The 19477-nt window shown below is 36.3% G+C and carries 18 protein-coding genes; 13 read left to right on the top strand and 5 right to left on the bottom strand.

The window, feature by feature from the left end; all coding sequences use genetic code 11:
• Window positions 1–8 precede the first annotated feature (8 nt).
• From ACE1OF_RS10275 to ACE1OF_RS10265, 3 genes are read left to right on the top strand one after another with little or no spacing between them, the layout of a single operon-like run.
• Entirely contained in the window at window positions 9–2960 is a 2952-nt protein-coding gene (locus tag ACE1OF_RS10275; RefSeq protein ID WP_448894275.1) for a hypothetical protein, read from the top strand.
• Window positions 2947–4341, top strand: coding sequence for a hypothetical protein (locus ACE1OF_RS10270; RefSeq protein ID WP_448894273.1), 1395 nt, complete (start codon window positions 2947–2949; stop codon window positions 4339–4341). Before ACE1OF_RS10275 ends, ACE1OF_RS10270 begins: the two co-directional genes overlap by 14 nt.
• Window positions 4341–4928, top strand: coding sequence for a condensin complex protein MksE (locus tag ACE1OF_RS10265; protein ID WP_448894272.1), 588 nt, complete (start codon window positions 4341–4343; stop codon window positions 4926–4928). Before ACE1OF_RS10270 ends, ACE1OF_RS10265 begins: the two co-directional genes overlap by 1 nt.
• Before the next feature lie 632 nt (window positions 4929–5560).
• On the opposite strand, the gene yrfG is transcribed toward ACE1OF_RS10265, so the two are convergent.
• Window positions 5561–6229 carry a GMP/IMP nucleotidase gene (gene yrfG / locus ACE1OF_RS10260; protein WP_448894271.1) on the bottom strand — a complete coding sequence of 223 codons (669 nt, stop codon included), beginning with the start codon at window positions 6227–6229 and terminating at the stop codon, window positions 5561–5563.
• A 67-nt stretch (window positions 6230–6296) separates the two neighbouring features.
• Here yrfG and nudE point away from each other — a divergent pair, with 67 nt between their 5' ends.
• The 4 genes from nudE to ppc all read left to right on the top strand — a co-directional run bounded on the left by nudE (window position 6297) and on the right by ppc (window position 11623).
• Complete coding sequence (gene nudE / locus ACE1OF_RS10255) at window positions 6297–6875, top strand: ADP compounds hydrolase NudE (protein WP_448894270.1); 579 nt, start codon at window positions 6297–6299, stop codon at window positions 6873–6875.
• Window positions 6872–7711 (top strand): 3'(2'),5'-bisphosphate nucleotidase CysQ, encoded by an 840-nt coding sequence (cysQ, locus tag ACE1OF_RS10250; protein WP_448894269.1) that lies wholly within the window; start codon window positions 6872–6874, stop codon window positions 7709–7711. The genes nudE and cysQ overlap by 4 nt, the downstream gene beginning before the upstream one ends.
• Window positions 7712–7976: 265 nt before the next feature.
• Window positions 7977–8930, top strand: a complete 954-nt coding sequence (locus ACE1OF_RS10245) for a sugar kinase (RefSeq protein WP_448894268.1) — start codon at window positions 7977–7979, stop codon at window positions 8928–8930.
• Window positions 8931–9061: 131 nt separating this feature from the next.
• On the top strand, window positions 9062–11623 hold the full coding sequence (gene ppc / locus ACE1OF_RS10240) for a phosphoenolpyruvate carboxylase (protein ID WP_448894267.1): 2562 nt from the start codon (window positions 9062–9064) through the stop codon (window positions 11621–11623).
• A 106-nt stretch (window positions 11624–11729) separates the two neighbouring features.
• On the opposite strand, the gene ACE1OF_RS10235 is transcribed toward ppc, so the two are convergent.
• The 4 genes from ACE1OF_RS10235 to ACE1OF_RS10220 all read right to left on the bottom strand — a co-directional run bounded on the left by ACE1OF_RS10235 (window position 11730) and on the right by ACE1OF_RS10220 (window position 15202).
• Window positions 11730–12062, bottom strand: coding sequence for a YheU family protein (locus tag ACE1OF_RS10235; RefSeq protein ID WP_448894266.1), 333 nt, complete (start codon window positions 12060–12062; stop codon window positions 11730–11732).
• 173 nt (window positions 12063–12235) lie between these two features.
• Window positions 12236–12364, bottom strand: a complete 129-nt coding sequence (locus tag ACE1OF_RS10230) for a DUF3149 domain-containing protein (RefSeq protein ID WP_448894265.1) — start codon at window positions 12362–12364, stop codon at window positions 12236–12238.
• 108 nt (window positions 12365–12472) lie between these two features.
• A complete protein-coding gene (locus tag ACE1OF_RS10225) occupies window positions 12473–13228 on the bottom strand; it encodes a tetratricopeptide repeat protein (protein ID WP_448894264.1) in 756 nt (251 codons plus the stop codon).
• Window positions 13229–13279: 51 nt separating this feature from the next.
• Window positions 13280–15202: an ATP-binding cassette domain-containing protein gene (locus ACE1OF_RS10220; protein ID WP_448894263.1), complete on the bottom strand. Its 1923-nt coding sequence runs from the start codon at window positions 15200–15202 to the stop codon at window positions 13280–13282.
• Between the two features lie 152 nt (window positions 15203–15354).
• Between ACE1OF_RS10220 and ACE1OF_RS10215 the strand changes: the two genes are divergently transcribed.
• From ACE1OF_RS10215 to ACE1OF_RS10190, 6 genes are all read left to right on the top strand, one after another.
• On the top strand, window positions 15355–15558 hold the full coding sequence (locus ACE1OF_RS10215) for a YheV family putative zinc ribbon protein (RefSeq protein WP_448894262.1): 204 nt from the start codon (window positions 15355–15357) through the stop codon (window positions 15556–15558).
• Between the two features lie 87 nt (window positions 15559–15645).
• A complete protein-coding gene (locus tag ACE1OF_RS10210) occupies window positions 15646–16194 on the top strand; it encodes an archaeosortase/exosortase family protein (RefSeq protein WP_448894261.1) in 549 nt (182 codons plus the stop codon).
• Entirely contained in the window at window positions 16191–16379 is a 189-nt protein-coding gene (locus ACE1OF_RS10205) for a hypothetical protein (RefSeq protein ID WP_448894260.1), read from the top strand. The genes ACE1OF_RS10210 and ACE1OF_RS10205 overlap by 4 nt, the downstream gene beginning before the upstream one ends.
• A 29-nt stretch (window positions 16380–16408) precedes the next feature.
• Window positions 16409–17995: an apolipoprotein N-acyltransferase gene (gene lnt, locus ACE1OF_RS10200; protein ID WP_448894259.1), complete on the top strand. Its 1587-nt coding sequence runs from the start codon at window positions 16409–16411 to the stop codon at window positions 17993–17995.
• Window positions 17982–18248, top strand: coding sequence for a phosphopantetheine-binding protein (locus ACE1OF_RS10195; RefSeq protein WP_448894258.1), 267 nt, complete (start codon window positions 17982–17984; stop codon window positions 18246–18248). The genes lnt and ACE1OF_RS10195 overlap by 14 nt, the downstream gene beginning before the upstream one ends.
• Window positions 18241–19458: a beta-ketoacyl-[acyl-carrier-protein] synthase family protein gene (locus ACE1OF_RS10190; protein ID WP_448894256.1), complete on the top strand. Its 1218-nt coding sequence runs from the start codon at window positions 18241–18243 to the stop codon at window positions 19456–19458. The genes ACE1OF_RS10195 and ACE1OF_RS10190 overlap by 8 nt, the downstream gene beginning before the upstream one ends.
• Window positions 19459–19477 lie beyond the last annotated feature (19 nt).

Below are 19477 nucleotides of genomic sequence, written 5' to 3'. Positions count from 1 at the left end.
ATTACCCCATGACACACCAATTCAATTTTGTCCTTAAAAAACTTGTGTTAGTTGACTCAGCAGGCTTTTGCTATTCCGAAATAGAGTTAGACAAGCACACTATTTTGCTTGGTGAGGGCAATGTGGGTAAATCGAGTTTACTTAACTGCATTCGATTATTTTTGTTACCTGAAGTTAATTTTAATAAGGCGAAAGACAAGTTTAACTTTAGAAGCTCAAATGGTGATGAATATGATAAAGATCAGTCGTTTGGTCATTATTTTCCAACCAAATATTCACACTTAATTATTGAGGTTGAAAAAGTTATTGGTGGTAAAAAATATACGCATTGCCAAATACTGAGCAGGGGTAACAACCTTGCTTTTGAACGTATTTTTACAACCCTTACATACAATGATATTCGCTCTTTATTTTGGCAAGTAGAGGCGGATGATCAATATAACATTGGAGCACGAGTAGACAAACTGTCGACCCAAGAGGTTTTTGCCAAAATAAAAAGCAAAGACAAATTCTGCATTACTGTAAAAGATCCTCAAAAGTTAAAAGATTTAATGTACGCAAGAGACATATTGTCAGACGTTGCTATGCGTTATAGCTTGTTTCCACTTAATGATGCCTCTGAAGAAAATATTGAATCGTTGCGTGCATTAATATTAATGTTATTTGATATGAAAACCTCGAATAAATCGGTAGCTAAAGCAGTTGCCAATTTGATTGAGGCAGAAAAGAAAGAAACCACTGATGCGTTAAAGTTTGATATTCAAAGCTTTATGGTTGCACATGACCAGTTAAAAGAAGAAGAACAAAAGCTAACAGACATAGAAAACAGAACGAATGAATATAATGAACTAACTCAAAACTACGCTCGTTACAGTGAATTATCTGCGGCTGAAAGTCAGTTTGTTGATTTATATTTATACTTAGAAAATGCGATTCAAACACAAAATAAAAGCATTAATGAAACTGCTACGCGTATTAATAACTATCAATTGCAACTAAACCCGATTAGTGCACAAATTAAAGAACATAATCAAAATTTATTTGCCGCCAACAAAGCGTGTAATAAAGCAAAAAGTACCATTGAAAAAATAAATAAAGACATAAATAAAGCTGAGATTGAGTTAAACCTGTATGGTGATATGTCACTTGCTGAAGTGGTTGAAATATTAGATGAAGACATCAATAGTACCAATGAAAAAATTCAGTCATTAAAAGATGTAAATGCAAGGCGTAATCGTCTTGTTAAATTACAAAGCCAAATAGAGCATTACAGCAAGCAGCAGCATCAACTTGAACAAGATATTGCTAATGCCGAATTTACCTTAGTACAGCAACTTTCTAATGACACTATTACTTTTTTAAATTCACTTAATCACCAAATTGCTTACGCTAACCCTGGCAAGTTGCTCAGTGAGCAAGAACAAAATGCGATTAATCATTTTCAACACTTGTTTACAGATCAAGGTTATTCATATGCATTTTTTGGTCAAGAAATCAGAAAATCTAATACCCCTGTTAGTCGAGACTTGGCAAAAGAATTAGATAATATTAAATCTGAAATACTAGCTGACTTATCAGAAAAAAAATCACTTGAAAACTTAGGTGCGGAAAACCCATTAATTATTGAGAAGAAATTAGCCAGCTTAGAAAAAGAACTGAATGAAGCATTACGCACCAAGCAATTGATTAGTACACTTGATGAAAATAAAACGGCCATAAAGATATACACGAGCCAGCAAGGTGAAAATCAACAAATACTTGATGAGTTAACCCCTGTTATTGCTAAATTGTCAGCGCAGCAAACCGAATTAGCAAGCTTGATAGAAACCGAGCGAATGACACAAGCTCAATTAAAGCAAGCACAGTCTGAATTATTAGCGGTTAAGGGTAATGCCGATGGCACAAAACAAGCTTATCCGAAAATTCAACGACAACTTGAGCAACAAACCACCTGTAAAAATATACCTGAAACGTTAACATTAGACTACTTGCATCAATTACAAACGAACCTTCAAGCGGTTGAGAAACTCAGAACCCAAATAATTGACACGCTAAAAGCCTTTGTTGCAGACAAGTTTGTTGAAGCAGACGATGATCTTTTTAGTGCTAGCCCCATGCCGAGTGTTATTCATGCAACTTTTATTGAGTTAAGAAGAGTGTATGAAGAAGTGGAAGATCAACGTTTATTATTACGTAGCAAAACCAAAATGCATAATGAAAGTGTCAGCAATTACGTTGACATTTTAGATAAAAACTTTGAACACATTAACCGTTTTGAAAATCAATTAAATAGAGCTTTTAAAGGCATTTCAATTAATGATTTGAATGAAATTGAAGTGTCAATTCATATTGACAACCGGTTTAGTAACTTAATTAAAGAAATTCATAAAAGTTATAATGAATTTAGCGATCAAACCTTATCTGAGCAGTTTTATATTCGGCTACAAGCCTTTAGTGATGCGTTCTTTAAAAACGGAGAGCGCAATAAGCTGGTGATGTCAGATATCATTAACGAAGTCAGTTACCGCGTTAAAAAAGACGGACATGATGGTTGGCAAACTAAGCAGCAATCTACCTCGACCACCGCATTAATCAATTTAAAATTGGTGCGCATGTTGTTAGCTAAATTACGCGCTGATAGCTGCATGGTGCAACTACCTGTTATTATGGACGAAGCAGCGAATATTAATGTTGATCAATATGAATGGTTGCTTGATGATATTAGAGAAAGTGGCTTCTTTTTATTTACCGCAGGCACTCATAGCTCAGGTGCTGAGTTAGTTCATATGATTGGCCATCATTATGATGTAGATGCGTTAAAAACCGCAAAACCATATACCAAAGAACGCACCCGGGTAGTGTGGGGCGGACCACAAGCATTTATTAATGAAAGTGACTTTGACGATTATCAAAGTAATAACCAAATTGAGTTATTGGTAGGCACTGATGAAACAATTTAGCGCTATTGAAACGTTAAAGTTAATGCTTGAACGGCCCAACATAATGTTTAACGTGATCAAGAAAATGGATCGCCAAAACGAGCGTTTTATCAGCGAAGCCGCTGTTGCGCTAACCGTGTTAGACGAGATTAAAAACTTAGATAAAAAAGAACAGCAGCGTTTTAAAATTGCTTATGCCACCGAAAACTTAGCCAATTCACATATTGTTGCCGACCAAGACCAGTTTGACAATGTTAACCGCTTAATGTTTCAAGAATCGGTATTGGCATTATTTAGATTATGTGAAACGTCGTTATATCAAGAGTTAACCGACGCTAAGTTAAAATCAGAATTGGCTTCTTTTTGGCACATACAAGCCAAATTACACGCGAATGATTGCAGTTTTAATGCGTTAGATCCTGACTACACCGAACTAGTAGAAGAGTTATTGCAAAAATTAGGCAGTTTGCTTGACTTACTAAAACGCAACTTGGTGAGAATGCAAAATATAAATAGTGACCTTGAACAACTCTCAATTGATGTAAGTAAAGAAGGTATTGATTTTGTTGAGTATCGTCAGAAGTTACTGGATGATGTTACCCGTTTATATGAACGTCATATTTTGCCAACGCAACGTTTCGTTAATCCCGATGTACGATTAGTTGATGGGGATAACCTGCTTGCAACAATTAATTCTATTAAAGTCCTGTTTGACGCTCATGGTAAGTTTGAATTGTCTGATCAAATTTTCCGTTATAGTTTAAGTTTTAGTAATATCATCAATCCGCTTAAAGATGTTGCGAATCAGATCAATGGCTTTATTAGAAAAACGCAGAAGAGTCTTACACAATTTAATGCTATGGAATGGCACTTTGAACGATTTAAGCAAAAGTATGAAGCAACGTTAGACGGTCGGGTAAACCGCACTAAAGTCGATAGTTCTTTTGCTAAAGAAATTCCGTTTATGAATCAGGTTAAACGGATTCCTCGCCCTAAAACATTAAAAATTGAAAGTAATGAATCATATTTTTATAATATTTTTACTGATTTAACCTACTTAATAGAAGATCAGTTATTGGTGAGCAGTGATGTTTTAGCTGAGAAAGGCGAAGCGTTAATTTCATTTACCTCAAAAACTAGGCTTGAACGAGCTAGGCAAATATTTAACCTTATTGAGCAATTATCATTACGCGAGTCTAAAGATCTCATTGCGACGTTACATTATCGATTAAAAGACTTATTACCACATTATCAGTTTGTTGATCTAATTAATGCTGTGGTTCATTACCGCAAAACAATACTGCAGGGTAAACAGCTGATTAAAACCAATAAAAAATCCTATATACAACATGGTAACGAATATTACGTCTATCGTGTGGTTATGCTACAAGAGGCAACGTAATGGAACAGACTGTCATAAATACCTTTGAAGAGATATCGTATGTAAAAAGTGCGAAAATATACCGTTTGTTCTCACAAGGTAAAGTGCTAAACAAGCAACGCTACGATGAAATACATGGCTGTTTTGTTGATGATGAGCTGTTTACTTTAGTATTCAATAAAATAAAACACTTCACCTTATTTTTTAAACACATGGGTTATGAGTTAAAGTTTGATGAAGAGGGCGATTTTTATTTCACTCAAGAAATTCGTGACAGCAACACAGATGAAGCTGACGATAATGCCATGAAGATTCAAGCTGTATTGCTTTTCATTGGTCGTTATTATGCTAAAGCGGGAGATTTAGCACAGCTAGCAGACCCAATGTTTGGCCTTAAAGAAAGTGATATTGAAGCATTAAAGCAAGATGATTTATTAATCAGCTCGTTAAAAGCGCTACGGCTAGACAATTGGGATAAAGCATTAGACTACTTATCAAGCAGAGATTTAGTGTTTAAAATGGCAAAAGACCGTTTCGTATTAAGCTCAGCGGCCATGGCTTTTTTAAACCGATTAATAACCGCTCACACAGAATTTATTAATAAGTAACCAAGGTAGGTTAGAATTTATTCTGGCAATTCAGCGCAATAAATTACGTCTTACAAAAACACGGTTCAAGGTAGGTTAGAATTTATTCTGACAATTCAGTGCAATAAATTACGTCTTACAAAAATAGCAGCCAAGGTAGGTTAGAATTTATTCTGACAATTCAGCGCAATAAATTTTGTCTTACAAAAACACCAGCCAAGGTAGGTTAGAATTTATTCTGACAATCCAACGCAATAAATTACGCCCTACAAAAACACGATTCAAGGTAGGTTAGAATTTATTCTGACAATTCAGTGCAATAAATTTTGTCTTACAAAAACACCAGCCAAGGTAGGTTAGAATTTATTCTGACAATCCAGCGCAATAAATTACGTCTTACAAAAACACCAGCCAAGGTAGGTTAGAATTTATTCTGACAATCCAGCGCAATAAATTACGTCTTACAAAAACACCAGCCAAGGTAGGTTAGAATTTATTCTGACAATCCAGCGCAATAAATTTTGTCTTACAAAAACACCAGCCAAGGTAGGTTAGAATTTATTCTGACACGGGCAATAAATTAGCCCCTACATTGAGTGTTGTTCTTTTTTCTGAGCAAAATGCATAGCCAAGTATTAAAAAATTGAGCTTTTTTACACAATATCGGTAATAATTTTTCTGTAATCTGTAATATAAGGGTAGTCCTTAAGTCGGTCTGCACTCACACTAGGCAATTGAGAGTCAGGGTTGGCGACGGCCAGTAAATGTTTTATACCAAACTTTTTGGCGCTATCTAAAATGGTTAAGCTGTCATCAACAAATAAAGTGCTTTCATTAATAAAGCCTAAATCTGCTTGAAGTTTTTGCCATAAAATTTGTGACTCTTTCGTTGCCCCGTATTGATGCGTAGAGATTAATAAATCAATATGCTGATCGAGTTTGGTACGCTCTACTTTCAATGACAAACTCTCTGGATGCGCATTGGTAAGTAAAATTACTTTTTTCCCCGCCTGTCTTAACGTACTTAAAAAAGGTAGGGTGTCTGGACGTAATGCAATTTTGTGTTGTATTTCTTTTTTTAATTCTACTATGGGCAAATCAAGTTTATCAGTCCAATAATCTAAGCAATACCATTGTATTTGTCCTGCTACTTTACTGGTTTCAATGTGCAAATATTCTTGAGCGGCTTTCAAGGCAATATTATGTGTTTTGGCATATTTTGCTGGAATATGAGTGTGCCAAAAATAATTATCAAAATGTAAATCTAATAATGTGCCGTCCATGTCGAGGATGACAACGTTAATTTTTCCCCAATTAAGCATTTAGTGGTTCCAAAGATGATGTTTATCGTGTCATTATAACGTTATGTAGAATGAAATACGCAAGCTTATGACAGGGAAAAATCAATTACCGAAAATCAATGGGCAAAAACAAGTAGCGAAAAGTCGTTTATTTGCTATTGAACAGTTAGACCTTACCTTCAGTAATGGGGAAGAACGTCAATATGAACGCATGGTAGGTTCAGGCAACGGTGCTGTAATGATAGTTCCTATGCTTGATGCTGACACATTATTGTTAGTTCGGGAGTATTGTGCGGGCACACACAGTTATGAACTGGGTTTTCCTAAGGGACTAATTGACCCAGGTGAAACACCTGAATATGCTGCTAACAGAGAGCTACAAGAAGAAATATCCTATGGTAGTAATAAATTTCATTACCTTTCTCAAGTGATGATGGCTCCCGCCTTTTTTAATGCAAAAATGACTATTTTTATCGCGACTGACTTATATCCTTCAGCTTTGGAAGGGGATGAACCTGAGTCTTTAGAGGTAGTTCCTTGGCCCATTAAAGACTATAAAAATTTACTGCAACAACCTGATTTTCAAGAAGCGCGCAGTATTGCTGCGTTGATGTTATCAATTGACTACCTTTCTGCAGGAAAATTAATTAAGCAGGATGAAATATGAATGCTATTACCGATGACCGACTATTAAGTATTGCTTTAGATAGTGCTAAAAAAGCGGGTATTGAGGTTATGAAGTATTATCGAGATAAGAGCTTCACTGCAGATTTGAAAGCGGATGAAAGCCCTGTTACCAGTGCAGATTTAGCATCCAATGATATTTTAATGGACCAACTGAAAACCTTAACCCCTGATATTCCAATTATTTCTGAAGAAGTGGGGGCTGTTTCGTTGTTACAACGTCAAAATTGGCAACGTTATTGGTTACTTGATCCTATCGATGGCACAGGTGAGTTTATTATTGGCAGTGGTGATTTCGCGGTTAATATTGCATTAATTGAAAATGGTTGGCCAAGTATGGGGGTTATTCATGCACCAGATCATCAAACAACCTATTACGCTCAAAATAATTTAGGGGCTTATAAAGAATCAAAAGAACAACATAATAATCATCATCACCGTATTCACGTTGCAGATTATCAGGGATCTCGCCATATTAAAGTGGCCATTAGTAAACGACAGCGCATTGAGTTAATTGAGCAATATTTAAATAACGATTTTGATTTTGAACATATTGCTTTGGGTAGTTGTTCATTGAAAAATTGCCTGATTGCAGAGGGCAGTGCAGATTGTTATTTACGTATTGGCGTCACAGGAGAGTGGGATACTGGGGCTAGTCAATGTATATTAGAGCAAGCTGGAGGCTCTATTATTGACAGTGAATTTAATCCACTGAGTTATAATAAAAGAGAAAGCTTACTCAATCCTGATTTTCTTAGTTTAGGTAATCAAAATATTCCTTGGAAAAACATAATTAAAGCACATCGAAAAGTCTATTGACCATTGCTGTCAACTTGGCCGTAGTACAGTATTAATATTACCAAGTTTTCATAAATCCCCCAAAATAATCTGCGGTTGTTTCTCATGTTCTTTTCTCAATTGATTAGTGGTGAGTAAATACAATCGATAATGCAAAGTAGTTGACAATTTTGATTGGTATTGATTAAATCAACGCGGATTAAGTTTATATTTTTGCACTTTTAGGTGTAAATAGGTGTAAAAATAAATTTAAATCATTTTAAGATATGATGTTAAGGTTTTATAGATGAAAAACATTTCTTTATTCGGCGAATGCATGATTGAGCTGATGACAGCCTCACAATATCCGTCATCAAACATGTTAAAACAGTCATTTGCTGGTGATGTTTTTAATACGGCAGTTTACCTAAAGCGTACTTTCTCTGATGTGAATGTACATTTAGTTACGGCTGTAGGAAAAGATAGTTTCAGCCAAGATATGATTCAATACTTCAAGGATGAACATATTGGTACTAATTTTGTTTTTCAATCAGACACTAAAATACCAGGTTTATACGCTATTCAACTAGATGATGTTGGTGAACGTAGTTTTACCTATTGGCGAAGCGATTCGGCAGCACGGCAAGTTATGCAACACATTGACAGTAATACAGTCAATGCACTATCTCAAGGGGATATGTTTTTCTTTTCGGGTATTTCTCTAGCTGTTATAGAACCAAGTGCTCGTGCAGATTTTTGGTTTATGGTAGAAAAGCTTAAAACGGCAGGCGTTTGTATTGTTTTTGATCCAAACTATCGGGCGAGAATGTGGGATAACCCAGCCCAAGCAAAAGAGCAGTTTGAAAAAGCTTTTTTACTTGCCCATATTGCATTACCGGGAGTTGATGATTTTCAGCAACTTTATAGCATATCAACATCAGAGGGCGTTTATGAATTTTGTAAGCCTTATCAATTTGATGAATTGATTATTAAAAACGGTGAAGCAGGTATATTTTGTTATACAAAAACTGAGCAGTTTAAATTTAACATAACCCCAGTTGATAATGTGGTAGACACAACCTCAGCGGGTGACTCTTTTAATGGCGTTTACCTTGGTGCTAGATCGAAAAATGTAAATGTCAGTGAAGCGATTGAGCTTGCTTCAAAAGCAGCTGGCTTTGTTATTCAACATAAAGGCGCTATTGTTGAAAGTGCAGCTTACCGTCAATTTGTTGAAGAACAATTGGTTAACAAAAAATAGTTAGTTATACTGTTGATAAATGCACTGTACGCTTTATTAACGGTAGGTTTTAATCTCTATGCATTGGTTCTGTTGATTCAAAGTAGAGTATTGTATGCCAACCTACCCTACAGCCACAAAAAGGGAACGTTATGCTAGAACCAATTCAACAAAATGTCCGAGATCTAGGTGCCATCTTAGGTCAAACTATTGCTGCAGACCAAGGTGAACAATGGCTTAAAAATATAGAAGCAGTTCGCTTAGAAGGTAGAGAGTTAGCTGCTGGTGATAGTAAAGCAATTACCGCATTGCAAGCTCATTTTGCTAAAAGTAATGAACACGACATGCTGATTTATGCTAGAGCATTTAGTCAATTTTTGAATTTGGTCAATTTGGCTGAACAACAATATACTACCAGCTTGCAAGGTTTAACCGAATTAGATCTTGCACATCCTTTAGAAGATCTTGAAGACAAAATTGACAGTACTGATCCTGCATTGATAACGGCAGCGTTAAAAAAATTAAAGATAGAACTCGTACTCACAGCACACCCTACAGAAGTAAACCGTAGAACGTTTATTCATAAATATAATCAAATTAGCCAAGCATTAGATGTGTCAGATAATATTGATTTCACCCGTATTGAAGAACTGATTAGTCAAGCTTGGCATACAGATGAAATTCGTCAACAACGCCCGACACCATTACAAGAATCTCGATGGGGATTAAACAGTATTGCTGATAATTTCTGGTATGCTGTGCCTAAATTTATGCGAGAACTTGATGATTTTTCTTCTAAAATGACAGGGCAGGCTTTACCACAAAATGCAACGCCTATCACTATGGCGAGTTGGATGGCAGGCGATCGTGATGGTAATCCTTTTGTTACGGCTAGCCTAAGCAAAAAAGCGTTAATTAATGCGCGGTTGATGGCCTGTGAATTGTATTTACAAGATTTTGAAGAGCTCTATTTAGAACTATCCATGTCTAAAGCAACAAAGAACTTAACTTGTGTAGATAACGATGTGCAAGGGCCTTACCGTCAACATCTATTACCTGTTATACGCTTATTAAAAGATTCACAAGCCTGTTTAAAAGAAGGCTGTACTGAAAATATTTTGTCAAATTCAGAACAATTGCGTAAACCATTGCAAACTTGTCGAGACAGCTTGTTAGCAGTTGGCTTAACCAGTGTTGCTAATTCCTTGGTGCTAGACTTGATTCGTAAAGTGAATAGCTTTGGTATTTCGCTAGTAAAATTAGATATAAGACAACACAGTGAGCGACATGACAGCGCTTTAGCTGAATTAACACAAGTGCTCAATTTAGGTGCTTATATTGATTGGCCTGAAGAACAAAGGCGAGAATTTTTACTCACAGAATTAAATAACCCTAGACCTTTATTACCTAAACATCAATGGACAGCAGAGACACAAGAAGTGTTTGACACCTTTGCTATGATTGCACAAGAGCCAGCAGAACTTTTTGGGCTTTATGTTATTTCAATGGCGAGTGAAGTCAGTGACGTATTAGCGGTTAAATTATTATTAAAAGCGGCAGGTGTTTCATGGGATATGCCCATAGCACCATTATTTGAAACCTTAGATGATTTAAATAATGCGCCAAAAATTATGGCTGAACTCTTAAGTATTGAGCGCTATCGCAATAGTTGTAATAAGCAACATCATGTCATGATTGGCTACAGTGATTCAGCAAAAGATGCTGGTGTACTAGCCGCAACATGGGGTCAGTATAAATGCCAAGAAAAGTTAGTAGAAGTCTTCGTTAAGCAAAATATTGAACTGAAACTATTTCATGGTCGAGGTGGAACTATTGGTCGAGGTGGTGGCCCAGCGCATGACGCCATTGCATCTCAACCGCCAGGTACCTTAAATGGCGGCTTACGTGTAACTGAACAGGGTGAAACTATTCGTTTTAAATTTGGTACACCTAATTTAGCTAATCGCAGTTTGCACTTATATGCATCAGCCATATTAGAATGTTTAATTACACCACCACCTGCGCCTAAAAAAAGCTGGCGAGATATTATGGAAATAATGTCTGATGAAAGCTGTGCTACGTATCGTAATTATGTACAAGGAAATGAAGATTTTGTTAAATATTTTAGGCAAGCGACTCCAGAACAAGAACTAGCGTCTTTACCTCTAGGCTCTCGTCCAAGCAAACGCAAATCAGATGGCGGAATAGAATCGTTAAGAGCTATTCCGTGGATTTTTGCTTGGACTCAAAATAGGCTTGTTGTGCCAAGCTGGCTTGGCTTAGGTAGTGCAATCAAAACAGCCTACCAAAACCATGCATCATTAATTAAAGAAATGTTACAGGAATGGCCTTATTTTCGTTCCCGTATTTCATTAACCGAAATGGTTTATTCAAAAGCAGATAGTAAAATGTCGGCATTGTATGACACGTCTTTAGTCGATAATTCCCTCATCAATATGGGTGATGACTTACGTGAACAACTTGTGCAAGATAAACAAACACTGTTAAATATATTAGGACAAAAACAGCCATTAGAGCATGATTTGTGGAACCTTAATTCGTTTGAACTACGCCGCCCTTATTTAGCGCCTTTACATCTGTTGCAGATTGAAGCGCTTAAGCGTTTAAGAGTACAGCCAGAACACGTGAAAAACGAACAGGTGTTGATGGTGACGATGGCGGGTATTGCTACTGGTATGCGTAATACGGGTTAATATAGCACTCATTTAAACAAAGGAAGAATTGATGTTCTTCCTTTACTTTTTAATCATATCAATTTGATTAAATTTCTTCCCAACTCAGAGCCTTATCAACTTGGTATTAAAATTCAACTTGATAAGGTGATAAGGAAAAATCAGACACAGGTCTTATAGATATACGTGCATCCTCTTCTACTTCGTCATTACTCGCAAAATGTATGACGTACTCTTTTGCCAACAATTTTTGCTTAAAGTGAGCAATGGCTTCGTTGGTTATCACTGTCGTGTTATCGTCACCGTTTGTTGATATTTGCGCATAAGCAAAGTCTTTAATCAGTGTATTTAATGTGTCTGGATCTATTGAACTGGGGTTGATAAACATGAATAATTTGAGTTTTGTGGTTAATAGCGCAAGAGTAACACTTTTAAGATCTGTAGACGTTCTTATTTTCAACACTCTCATAAGTCATGAGAATAGAAAGTGAGTATAAGCGTATAAACTTATCTGAGTAAGTTTATAAATAAACCGTGCAGGTTAAGTATAATTTTAGCGGAACAATACAAACACTAATATTATAATCAGTATTTAAGAAGCATTATTACCGCTAATAGTACACTGGGTAATGTTTATTTATCGTCGATAACATGCGTAACAAAATAATAAACATAATAAGCACAAATACCCAATAAAATGGCTAAGCCAGCGACAGAATACATGACAACAGGATCATTTAATAACATTGAAAAAAAGTTCATTTTCAACTCCTTATACATACATAATAAAATGTATGATTATTTAATTTATGAAACTACATAACCTAAATAATATTATAAGAGGCTATTACAATTGATTGATGATTTAAATCAATAAAAATCGTTCTTTTTCGCCATTTTTGCTTTTAATTCTTCTTGTTCAATTATTTTATTATAAATTTTATTGGCTTTATCGACAGCGGCTTCTATTTTCGCCTTCGATAATTCTCTTTCATCAAGTAAACGACTTTTATCTGCGTCAGGATAACTATTCCAAGAAGCAATAGTATTCCATACGAGCGACATTTCAGTACTCTTTTCCACTCCTTTTCCTTCACTATAGAGTAAGGCTAAGTTATATTGTGCTAACGCATGATTTTGATCAGCAGCACTTTGATACCATCGGGAGGCCTTAAAATAATCTTGTTCGGTACCTGTACCATTAGCAAGCATAACGGCTAAATTAAATTGTGCACTTGCCAAGCCTTTTTTTGCCGCTTGAAGAGTTAATTGGTAAGCTTTTTTTAAGTCTTGTTTAACGAGTTTTCCTTCACTGTAAATTAATGCTAGCTCAAACTGCGCATCTGAATAATTTTGGCTGGCGGCCAATTCAAATAATTCTAACGCTTTCATGCCATCTTTGGGTACGCCGTAGCCATGCTGGTAAACAATGGCCATTTGGTATTGTGCGGGGGCATAACCTTCTGCTACTAAAGGCCTAAATTGTTCAATTGCCGCATGAAACTCACCACGATTTAAATCATAAATCCCCTGATTGAGATCATTACTTTGACTTAGCGTGGAGAAGCAGCCTAACAGTAAAAAAGTGAGTATTCCTATCGATTTTCCTAGAATAGTTCGCATCATTTTTCTCGCTTAAAGTGGTGTATGAATACTAATTAAGTGTAGTTCAACTTTTTAGGTTGAAGCCATTATTTCTTCAATTTGTTCTGCTATTTCTAGCCAAAGCATTTCATTTTCTTCGATGCTGTCTTTTAAACTGGCCTGCAGCTTTAACTGGGTTGTTAGTTCACTTTTACGATCAGCTTGGTATATTTCACTGTCACCCAATAATGCTTCAACTTTTGCTAACTCTGTTTGCCATACGTGTATTTGTTTCTCAAGTTTGTCAGACTCTTTACGTAAAGGTGCAGATTTTTTGCGTAATTCTGCTTGCTGTTGTCGTAATTGTTTTTTGTCTAGTCCTTTATCTGTCGTCATGTTTTCGGTGCGGTTATGCTCATTTTTTTGATCCGAAATCGTTTGTTTTTTATCTTCATTGAGCCACTGTTGATAATCATCAATATCACCATTAAAGTCGGTAACACAACCATTAGCCACCAGATAGAATTCATCTACACATGATTCGAGTAAAAACCGATCATGAGCAATTAATATGATTGCGCCGCCAAAGTCTTGCAGTGCCATTACTAACGCTTGGCGCATTTCTAAATCTAAATGGTTGGTTGGCTCATCAAGTAGTAATAATTGTGGTTTTTCTAAAACAATAAGCGCTAACACTAGGCGTGCTTTTTCACCACCAGACATATTAGTGACAGTTTCAAGCGCTTGGTCACCACTAAAACCGAATTTTCCTAGAAAGCTTCTTGCTTGAGGTTCGCCCATGGCAGGTTTTGCACGAAGAATATGATCAACCGGGCTTGACCCACTATGCAATTGCTCTAATTGATGTTGAGAGAAGTAACCTATCGTTAGTTCTTGTGCACAATAACGTTCGCCATTAAGCAAGGCAATTTCACCTGCAAGGGACTTAATTAATGTTGATTTACCTGCACCATTTCTACCTAACAATCCGATGCGACTACCAGGGACTAAGGTTAAACCAACATTATTGAGTATGATGGTGTCAGTGTTATAACCACATTGACTTTCGGCTAAAGACAATAATGGGTAGGGTAAGTTTTCAGGTTGTTCAAAACTAAAGGTGAACTGACTATCGATATGCGCAGGGGCTAAGTTAGGCAGTTTCTCTAAACGCTTTAAACGACTTTGTGCTTGTTTTGCTTTACTGGCTTTGGCACGAAAGCGGTCAACAAAAGCAGTTAAATGTGCGGCTTCTTTTTGTTGCTTTTGGTACTGAACTTCTTGTTGTGCTAGATGCTCAGCACGTTGTCTTTCAAAAGCTGTATAATTACCACTATAGAGTTTGGCGTGTTGATGTTCGATATGTAAAATTTGGTTGATTACGGTGTCGAGAAAATCACGATCATGAGAAATAAGTACCAAAGTGCCCGTAAAGCGTTTAAGCCAGCGCTGTAACCAAATTACGGCATCTAAGTCTAAATGGTTAGTTGGCTCATCAAGTAATAGTAAATCAGCGCGGCTAATTAACGCTTGTGCTAAATTTAAGCGCATACGCCAACCGCCCGAAAAATCTTTAACGGGGTTAGTAAGCTGGTTCTGTAGAAAGCCTAATCCATGGAGTAACTCACCTGCTCTGGCGGGCAAGCTATAGCCATTAATGGTATCAATTTTATTAATGAGTATTGCTTCTAAATTACCGTCGTCATTATCGCGTGCCTCGTCTAATTGCGCTTCAAGTTGACGATATTCTTTATCGCCGTCCATCACATAATCAAGGGCTGACTGTTCCAATGAAGGGGTTTCTTGCTTTACCGTAGCTATTGACCAACTACTGGGTATACTTAAATCGCCTGCATCGGGTGCTAGTTCACCAAGAAAGGCAGCGAAAAGAGACGATTTACCACAGCCATTACTACCAACTAAGCCTACTTTATGGTTGGGATGAATAGTGAAACTAGAGGCCGTTATTAGATTTTTTGCGCCTCTATCTAGACTTAAATCGCTGGCGGTAATCAATGTTCTTTCCTTATATAAATCATGGGGAGAAAGTAAATAAAATGCGGATAAAAAAATACTCGTGCATTGTCGCTTTTCCTGATAGCACTATTCAAGGTAAAATAGCGAATATCCTGATTATTTTAACTTAATTGACGAAGTAGAGTATTGGAATGACAAAAATGCAGAAAAAACGATTCATTGCAGGGGCTATTTGTCCAAAATGTAATGAGCAAGACACGATGGCGTTAACGAAAGAAGATGGTGTTGAAAAAGCTACATGTGTTAGTTGCGGTGAACAAATGACCCAAAGCGAACCGCAAGTTGATGAGGTTGTGAGACAACATGAACAAGTGATTGGGGTATTTAAACAATAACGATAAAATAATAGCAGCTACAATGAGTTATCGTAATCTTGTTTTAAATTATCCATAGGATTTAGTATTGAAAAATGATACTGTTTTATGAAGATCTATCCATTAGATATAGGCTTAATGTTAGTAAATAGTCAATACATAAAAAAATCGATAACACTGAATTTTTTCACAAAGTTTATATTTACAGTTGTTATCTTGCAGTTAGTTGTTTATGTTTTACAAGCTAACTTCTCTGCCATAATTCAAAGTGGCATTACTAATACTGTAGGGTATTTCTATAGTATGATAGATTCCACCATTGTGATTGATGGAAATTTATTAATTCATCAAGATTCTAATCGTTTTTTGATTGTCGATAATAGTTGTACAGGGTTAATGCTTGTTGCTAGTGTTTGTTCCGCTATTATTGCGTTTGAACATACATGGCAAGATAAAGTAAAAATGATGCTTATCGCAATATTAATTTTACAATGTGAGAATATTGTTAGGATTGCGCATTTACTTTATGTAGTAAAAAATCAAAACAATGCTTTTGATATGTTTCACTTATATATCTGGCAAGCAATAAATTTTGCTACGGCATTAATTGTTATAATAGGTCTAGATAAGATGTTTAAAGGAAGTCGTTTTATATGATGATTATTAAATGGTTTGTTGCAGTCATAATATTGATGCTTTTTTCATTGGATGTATTTGCTGCTGGCGGCGGCGGAGGTGGCGGAGGTGGCACTACAACTGGCTCAAGTGTGCCCTCACTGAGTTTTAGTTTACAGGTTGCTATTATTGTTTTTGTTGTTTACCTCTACCGTAAAAGAAAATAACAAATTTATTTTCTGGATAAAAAACAGCAGTGTTAACCCCAACCCAAGTCGCTCTTTCTGAGAATAACAAAAAACAATTCTTTGACCTGCTAATGGTTATCACCACAGTTGCATTATTTTATTTTGCTTTTCCAAGTGGTGGGTTTGGTCATTTAACATGGTTTGCTTTGGTGCCTGTTGTTATCGCGTTGAACAATAACTCTGGTAGAAATGCATTTTTTTTAGGTTTATTAGCTGCCACACTAGGTTGGATGTGCAGTATTTGGTGGGCAGTTAGTGGTATTTCTGAAATCACGTCAACTCCTACGAATCTTGTTATTCCCCTTGTTTTTATTTTTTGCTTTTTGTCTGCACTTCCTTATGCTGTTGCTTGCTGGCTTCATGTTCGCCTTAAACTGGGATATTCAGTCATGGGAGCGATAAGCTCTGCTGTTATTTTTACGGTACTGGTGAATTATATACCGCATATTTTGCCAGGAAATTTGACTCATGCTTTATACCAAAAACCTTTGTTTATTCAATTTGCTGATTTGGGTGGTGTGCCATTAGTTTTTTTTATTATTCATTGTGTGAATTTTCTTTTAGCAAATGCGATAACATTAATTAAAATCAATAAGCATCAATCGAAAGGTTGTTTTTTGTTAGCGGTAACTCTATTTTTTGCTAATATTGGCTATGGTCAATATCGAATGGCGCAATCAGTTGCGATTGATGACAATCAGAGAAAAACAATTCACATTGCTATGCTTCAGCCGAATATTGATATTAAACATAGAACACGTAACGACTGGAAAACTCAGCAAACAATACTAACACCTGTATTAGATGAAATAGAACAAAATCAGCGTATTGACCTTGTTGTTTTTCCCGAAGTCCCCGTTCCTATTTCTTATCAATATTACCCTGAAGATAAACTGTATTTTGAGAAACATTTACCAAGCAAAGTCTTGCTTTTAACTACCATAAAGCCAGCTAATAACAGCTTTGAAGGTGTTACCAATAAAGAGGCCGGTTATTTTAACACTATGGAATTAATCACGGAAAAACGCCTAGTTCAAGAATATAGTAAGCAAGTGTTATTACCGTTTGGTGAATATATTCCTTTTCAAAAAAGTATGCCTTGGTTAAAAGATTTATTTCCTTATGCACCTAATTATAAACCTGGTAGTCAAACCACGTTATTAACACTAAAAAATAAAGATAATGATATTAAGGTTATCCCACTAATATGCTACGAAGCGGTATTCACAGATATTGTAGGTAACGGTGTTGAAAAAGGTGGAGAAATACTAATTAACAGCTCTAACGATGACTGGTTTGGTGATATCGCGGGTAAAGAAACACACTATGCACTGTCACTTTTTAGAACAATAGAATACAGAAAGTATTTAGTAAGAACGACTAATACAGGAGTAAGTGGAATTATAACTCCCTATGGTCGCTTGCTTGACTCATCTAAAATCAACGATAATATTCTTGGCTATTCTGTTAATAAAATAGATATTCAGCCAATAACAAGTTTTTATTCACAATACCCCAATTTGATCAAATACTTATTTATGTCTCTAGCGCTAATGATTGTATGCTTCAGCAGGAAATTAAATGTTAACAATTAAAGAAAAAATAGAAGAAATTATAGCAGAGTATACAGATGTACCGCCGACTGAATTCTATCAAGCAAGTAGTTTTGCTGAGCTTAATATTGACTCATTATCTGTGGTTGAGATAATTTTTGATATTGAAGAAGCCTTTGACATTAAAATTCCAAATGAAGTTGATTTGGAAAAAGAAGGATTTGATTGCAATAGTTTTGTGGGGGTTTTAGCTATTGTTACTGCACTTGTTGAAAGTGAGTTACACTATGATTGAACCCATTGTTGTGACAGGTATGGGCTGTATTTCCGCTGCGGGCAATAATGCATCTGAATTTAAAAAAAATATTTTTTCTACCCTGTCGAATGACACGATACGCGAAATTAGCTTATTCAAGGCCGATGAAAATACTAATTATATTGCTGCTGAAGTTAAAGATTATATCAGCGAACATCATTTTTCGAAGAATGAGCTAAAATTACTCGATCGTTTTGCACAATTTGCTCTGATTTCAGCACAAGAAGCGATTATCGATGCAGAGCTTGATTTCACAACGCTAAATCCACAACGCATTAGTGTTGTGCATGGCTCTAGTATTGGTGGTCAACAAACAATTGAAACTGCTTACGCACAACTATTTGAACAAGGAAAAACTCGAACTCATCCATTTACCGTGCCTAAACTATTACCAAGTGCAGCCACAAGCCAAATATCAATGAAGTTTGGCATTAAAGGGCCTGCCTTTTCTACTTCGTCTGCCTGTTCTTCTTCTGGGCATGCTATTGCCATGGCGGCGCTGATGTTACGCAGTAATTTAATTGATGTAGCGATAGTTGGAGGTGCTGAAGCGTGCATTACAAAAGGTAACTTCATGGCATGGGATGGTCTTAGAGTATTATCAACGGATACATGCCGACCTTTTTCTTTAGACAGAAGTGGTTTAGTTATAGGTGAAGGTGCAGGGACATTGATTTTAGAGCGGGAAACACACGCGCGAGAAAGAGGGGCAAAAATATACGCTAAACTTTCAGGTATAGGTATGAGTTCTGACGCCCATAATGCAGTACAGCCATTATCTGAAGGTGCCGAGCAAGCAATGAAAGCTGCTTTGGATGACGCTAAGTTAACCAGTTCGGATATTGACTATGTAAATGCCCATGGTTCAGGAACAATACAAAATGATAAAACCGAAAGCCTAGCTATTAATACGGTTTTTGCAGGGGCAGTTAACGCCCCACTCGTTTCATCAACTAAGTCTATTCATGGGCATATGTTAGGTGCTGGAGCCGTTGTTGAAGTAATTGCTTCAATTCTCGCGATACAAAATCAAACAATTCCACCTACAGCTAACTTTACTCAACGTGATCCATTGTGCCCAATCAACTTGGTTTCAAATCAACCCGTTCAAGCTAAAATTAAACGGATTTTAAGTAATTCATTTGCCTTTGGCGGGTTGAATGTGTCTTTAATTTTTGAAGCCATGTAGTTGAAAGTTGGCGTAGCAA

The sequence above is a fragment of the Colwellia sp. E150_009 genome, assembly GCF_053543955.1.
This window is presented reverse-complemented; position numbering and strand designations above follow the sequence as displayed.

What these genes read in the sequence shown, in the direction of transcription:
- ACE1OF_RS10275 (WP_448894275.1), top strand. Translation starts at nt 9, where the DNA reads ATGACACACCAATTCAATTTTGTCCTTAAAAAACTTGTGTTAGTTGAC.
- ACE1OF_RS10270 (WP_448894273.1), top strand. Translation starts at nt 2,947, where the DNA reads ATGAAACAATTTAGCGCTATTGAAACGTTAAAGTTAATGCTTGAACGG.
- ACE1OF_RS10265 (WP_448894272.1), top strand. Translation starts at nt 4,341, where the DNA reads ATGGAACAGACTGTCATAAATACCTTTGAAGAGATATCGTATGTAAAA.
- yrfG (WP_448894271.1), bottom strand. Translation starts at nt 6,229, where the DNA reads ATGCTTAATTGGGGAAAAATTAACGTTGTCATCCTCGACATGGACGGC.
- nudE (WP_448894270.1), top strand. Translation starts at nt 6,297, where the DNA reads ATGACAGGGAAAAATCAATTACCGAAAATCAATGGGCAAAAACAAGTA.
- cysQ (WP_448894269.1), top strand. Translation starts at nt 6,872, where the DNA reads ATGAATGCTATTACCGATGACCGACTATTAAGTATTGCTTTAGATAGT.
- ACE1OF_RS10245 (WP_448894268.1), top strand. Translation starts at nt 7,977, where the DNA reads ATGAAAAACATTTCTTTATTCGGCGAATGCATGATTGAGCTGATGACA.
- ppc (WP_448894267.1), top strand. Translation starts at nt 9,062, where the DNA reads ATGCTAGAACCAATTCAACAAAATGTCCGAGATCTAGGTGCCATCTTA.
- ACE1OF_RS10230 (WP_448894265.1), bottom strand. Translation starts at nt 12,364, where the DNA reads ATGAACTTTTTTTCAATGTTATTAAATGATCCTGTTGTCATGTATTCT.
- ACE1OF_RS10225 (WP_448894264.1), bottom strand. Translation starts at nt 13,228, where the DNA reads ATGATGCGAACTATTCTAGGAAAATCGATAGGAATACTCACTTTTTTA.
- ACE1OF_RS10215 (WP_448894262.1), top strand. Translation starts at nt 15,355, where the DNA reads ATGACAAAAATGCAGAAAAAACGATTCATTGCAGGGGCTATTTGTCCA.
- ACE1OF_RS10210 (WP_448894261.1), top strand. Translation starts at nt 15,646, where the DNA reads ATGAAGATCTATCCATTAGATATAGGCTTAATGTTAGTAAATAGTCAA.
- ACE1OF_RS10205 (WP_448894260.1), top strand. Translation starts at nt 16,191, where the DNA reads ATGATGATTATTAAATGGTTTGTTGCAGTCATAATATTGATGCTTTTT.
- ACE1OF_RS10195 (WP_448894258.1), top strand. Translation starts at nt 17,982, where the DNA reads ATGTTAACAATTAAAGAAAAAATAGAAGAAATTATAGCAGAGTATACA.
- ACE1OF_RS10190 (WP_448894256.1), top strand. Translation starts at nt 18,241, where the DNA reads ATGATTGAACCCATTGTTGTGACAGGTATGGGCTGTATTTCCGCTGCG.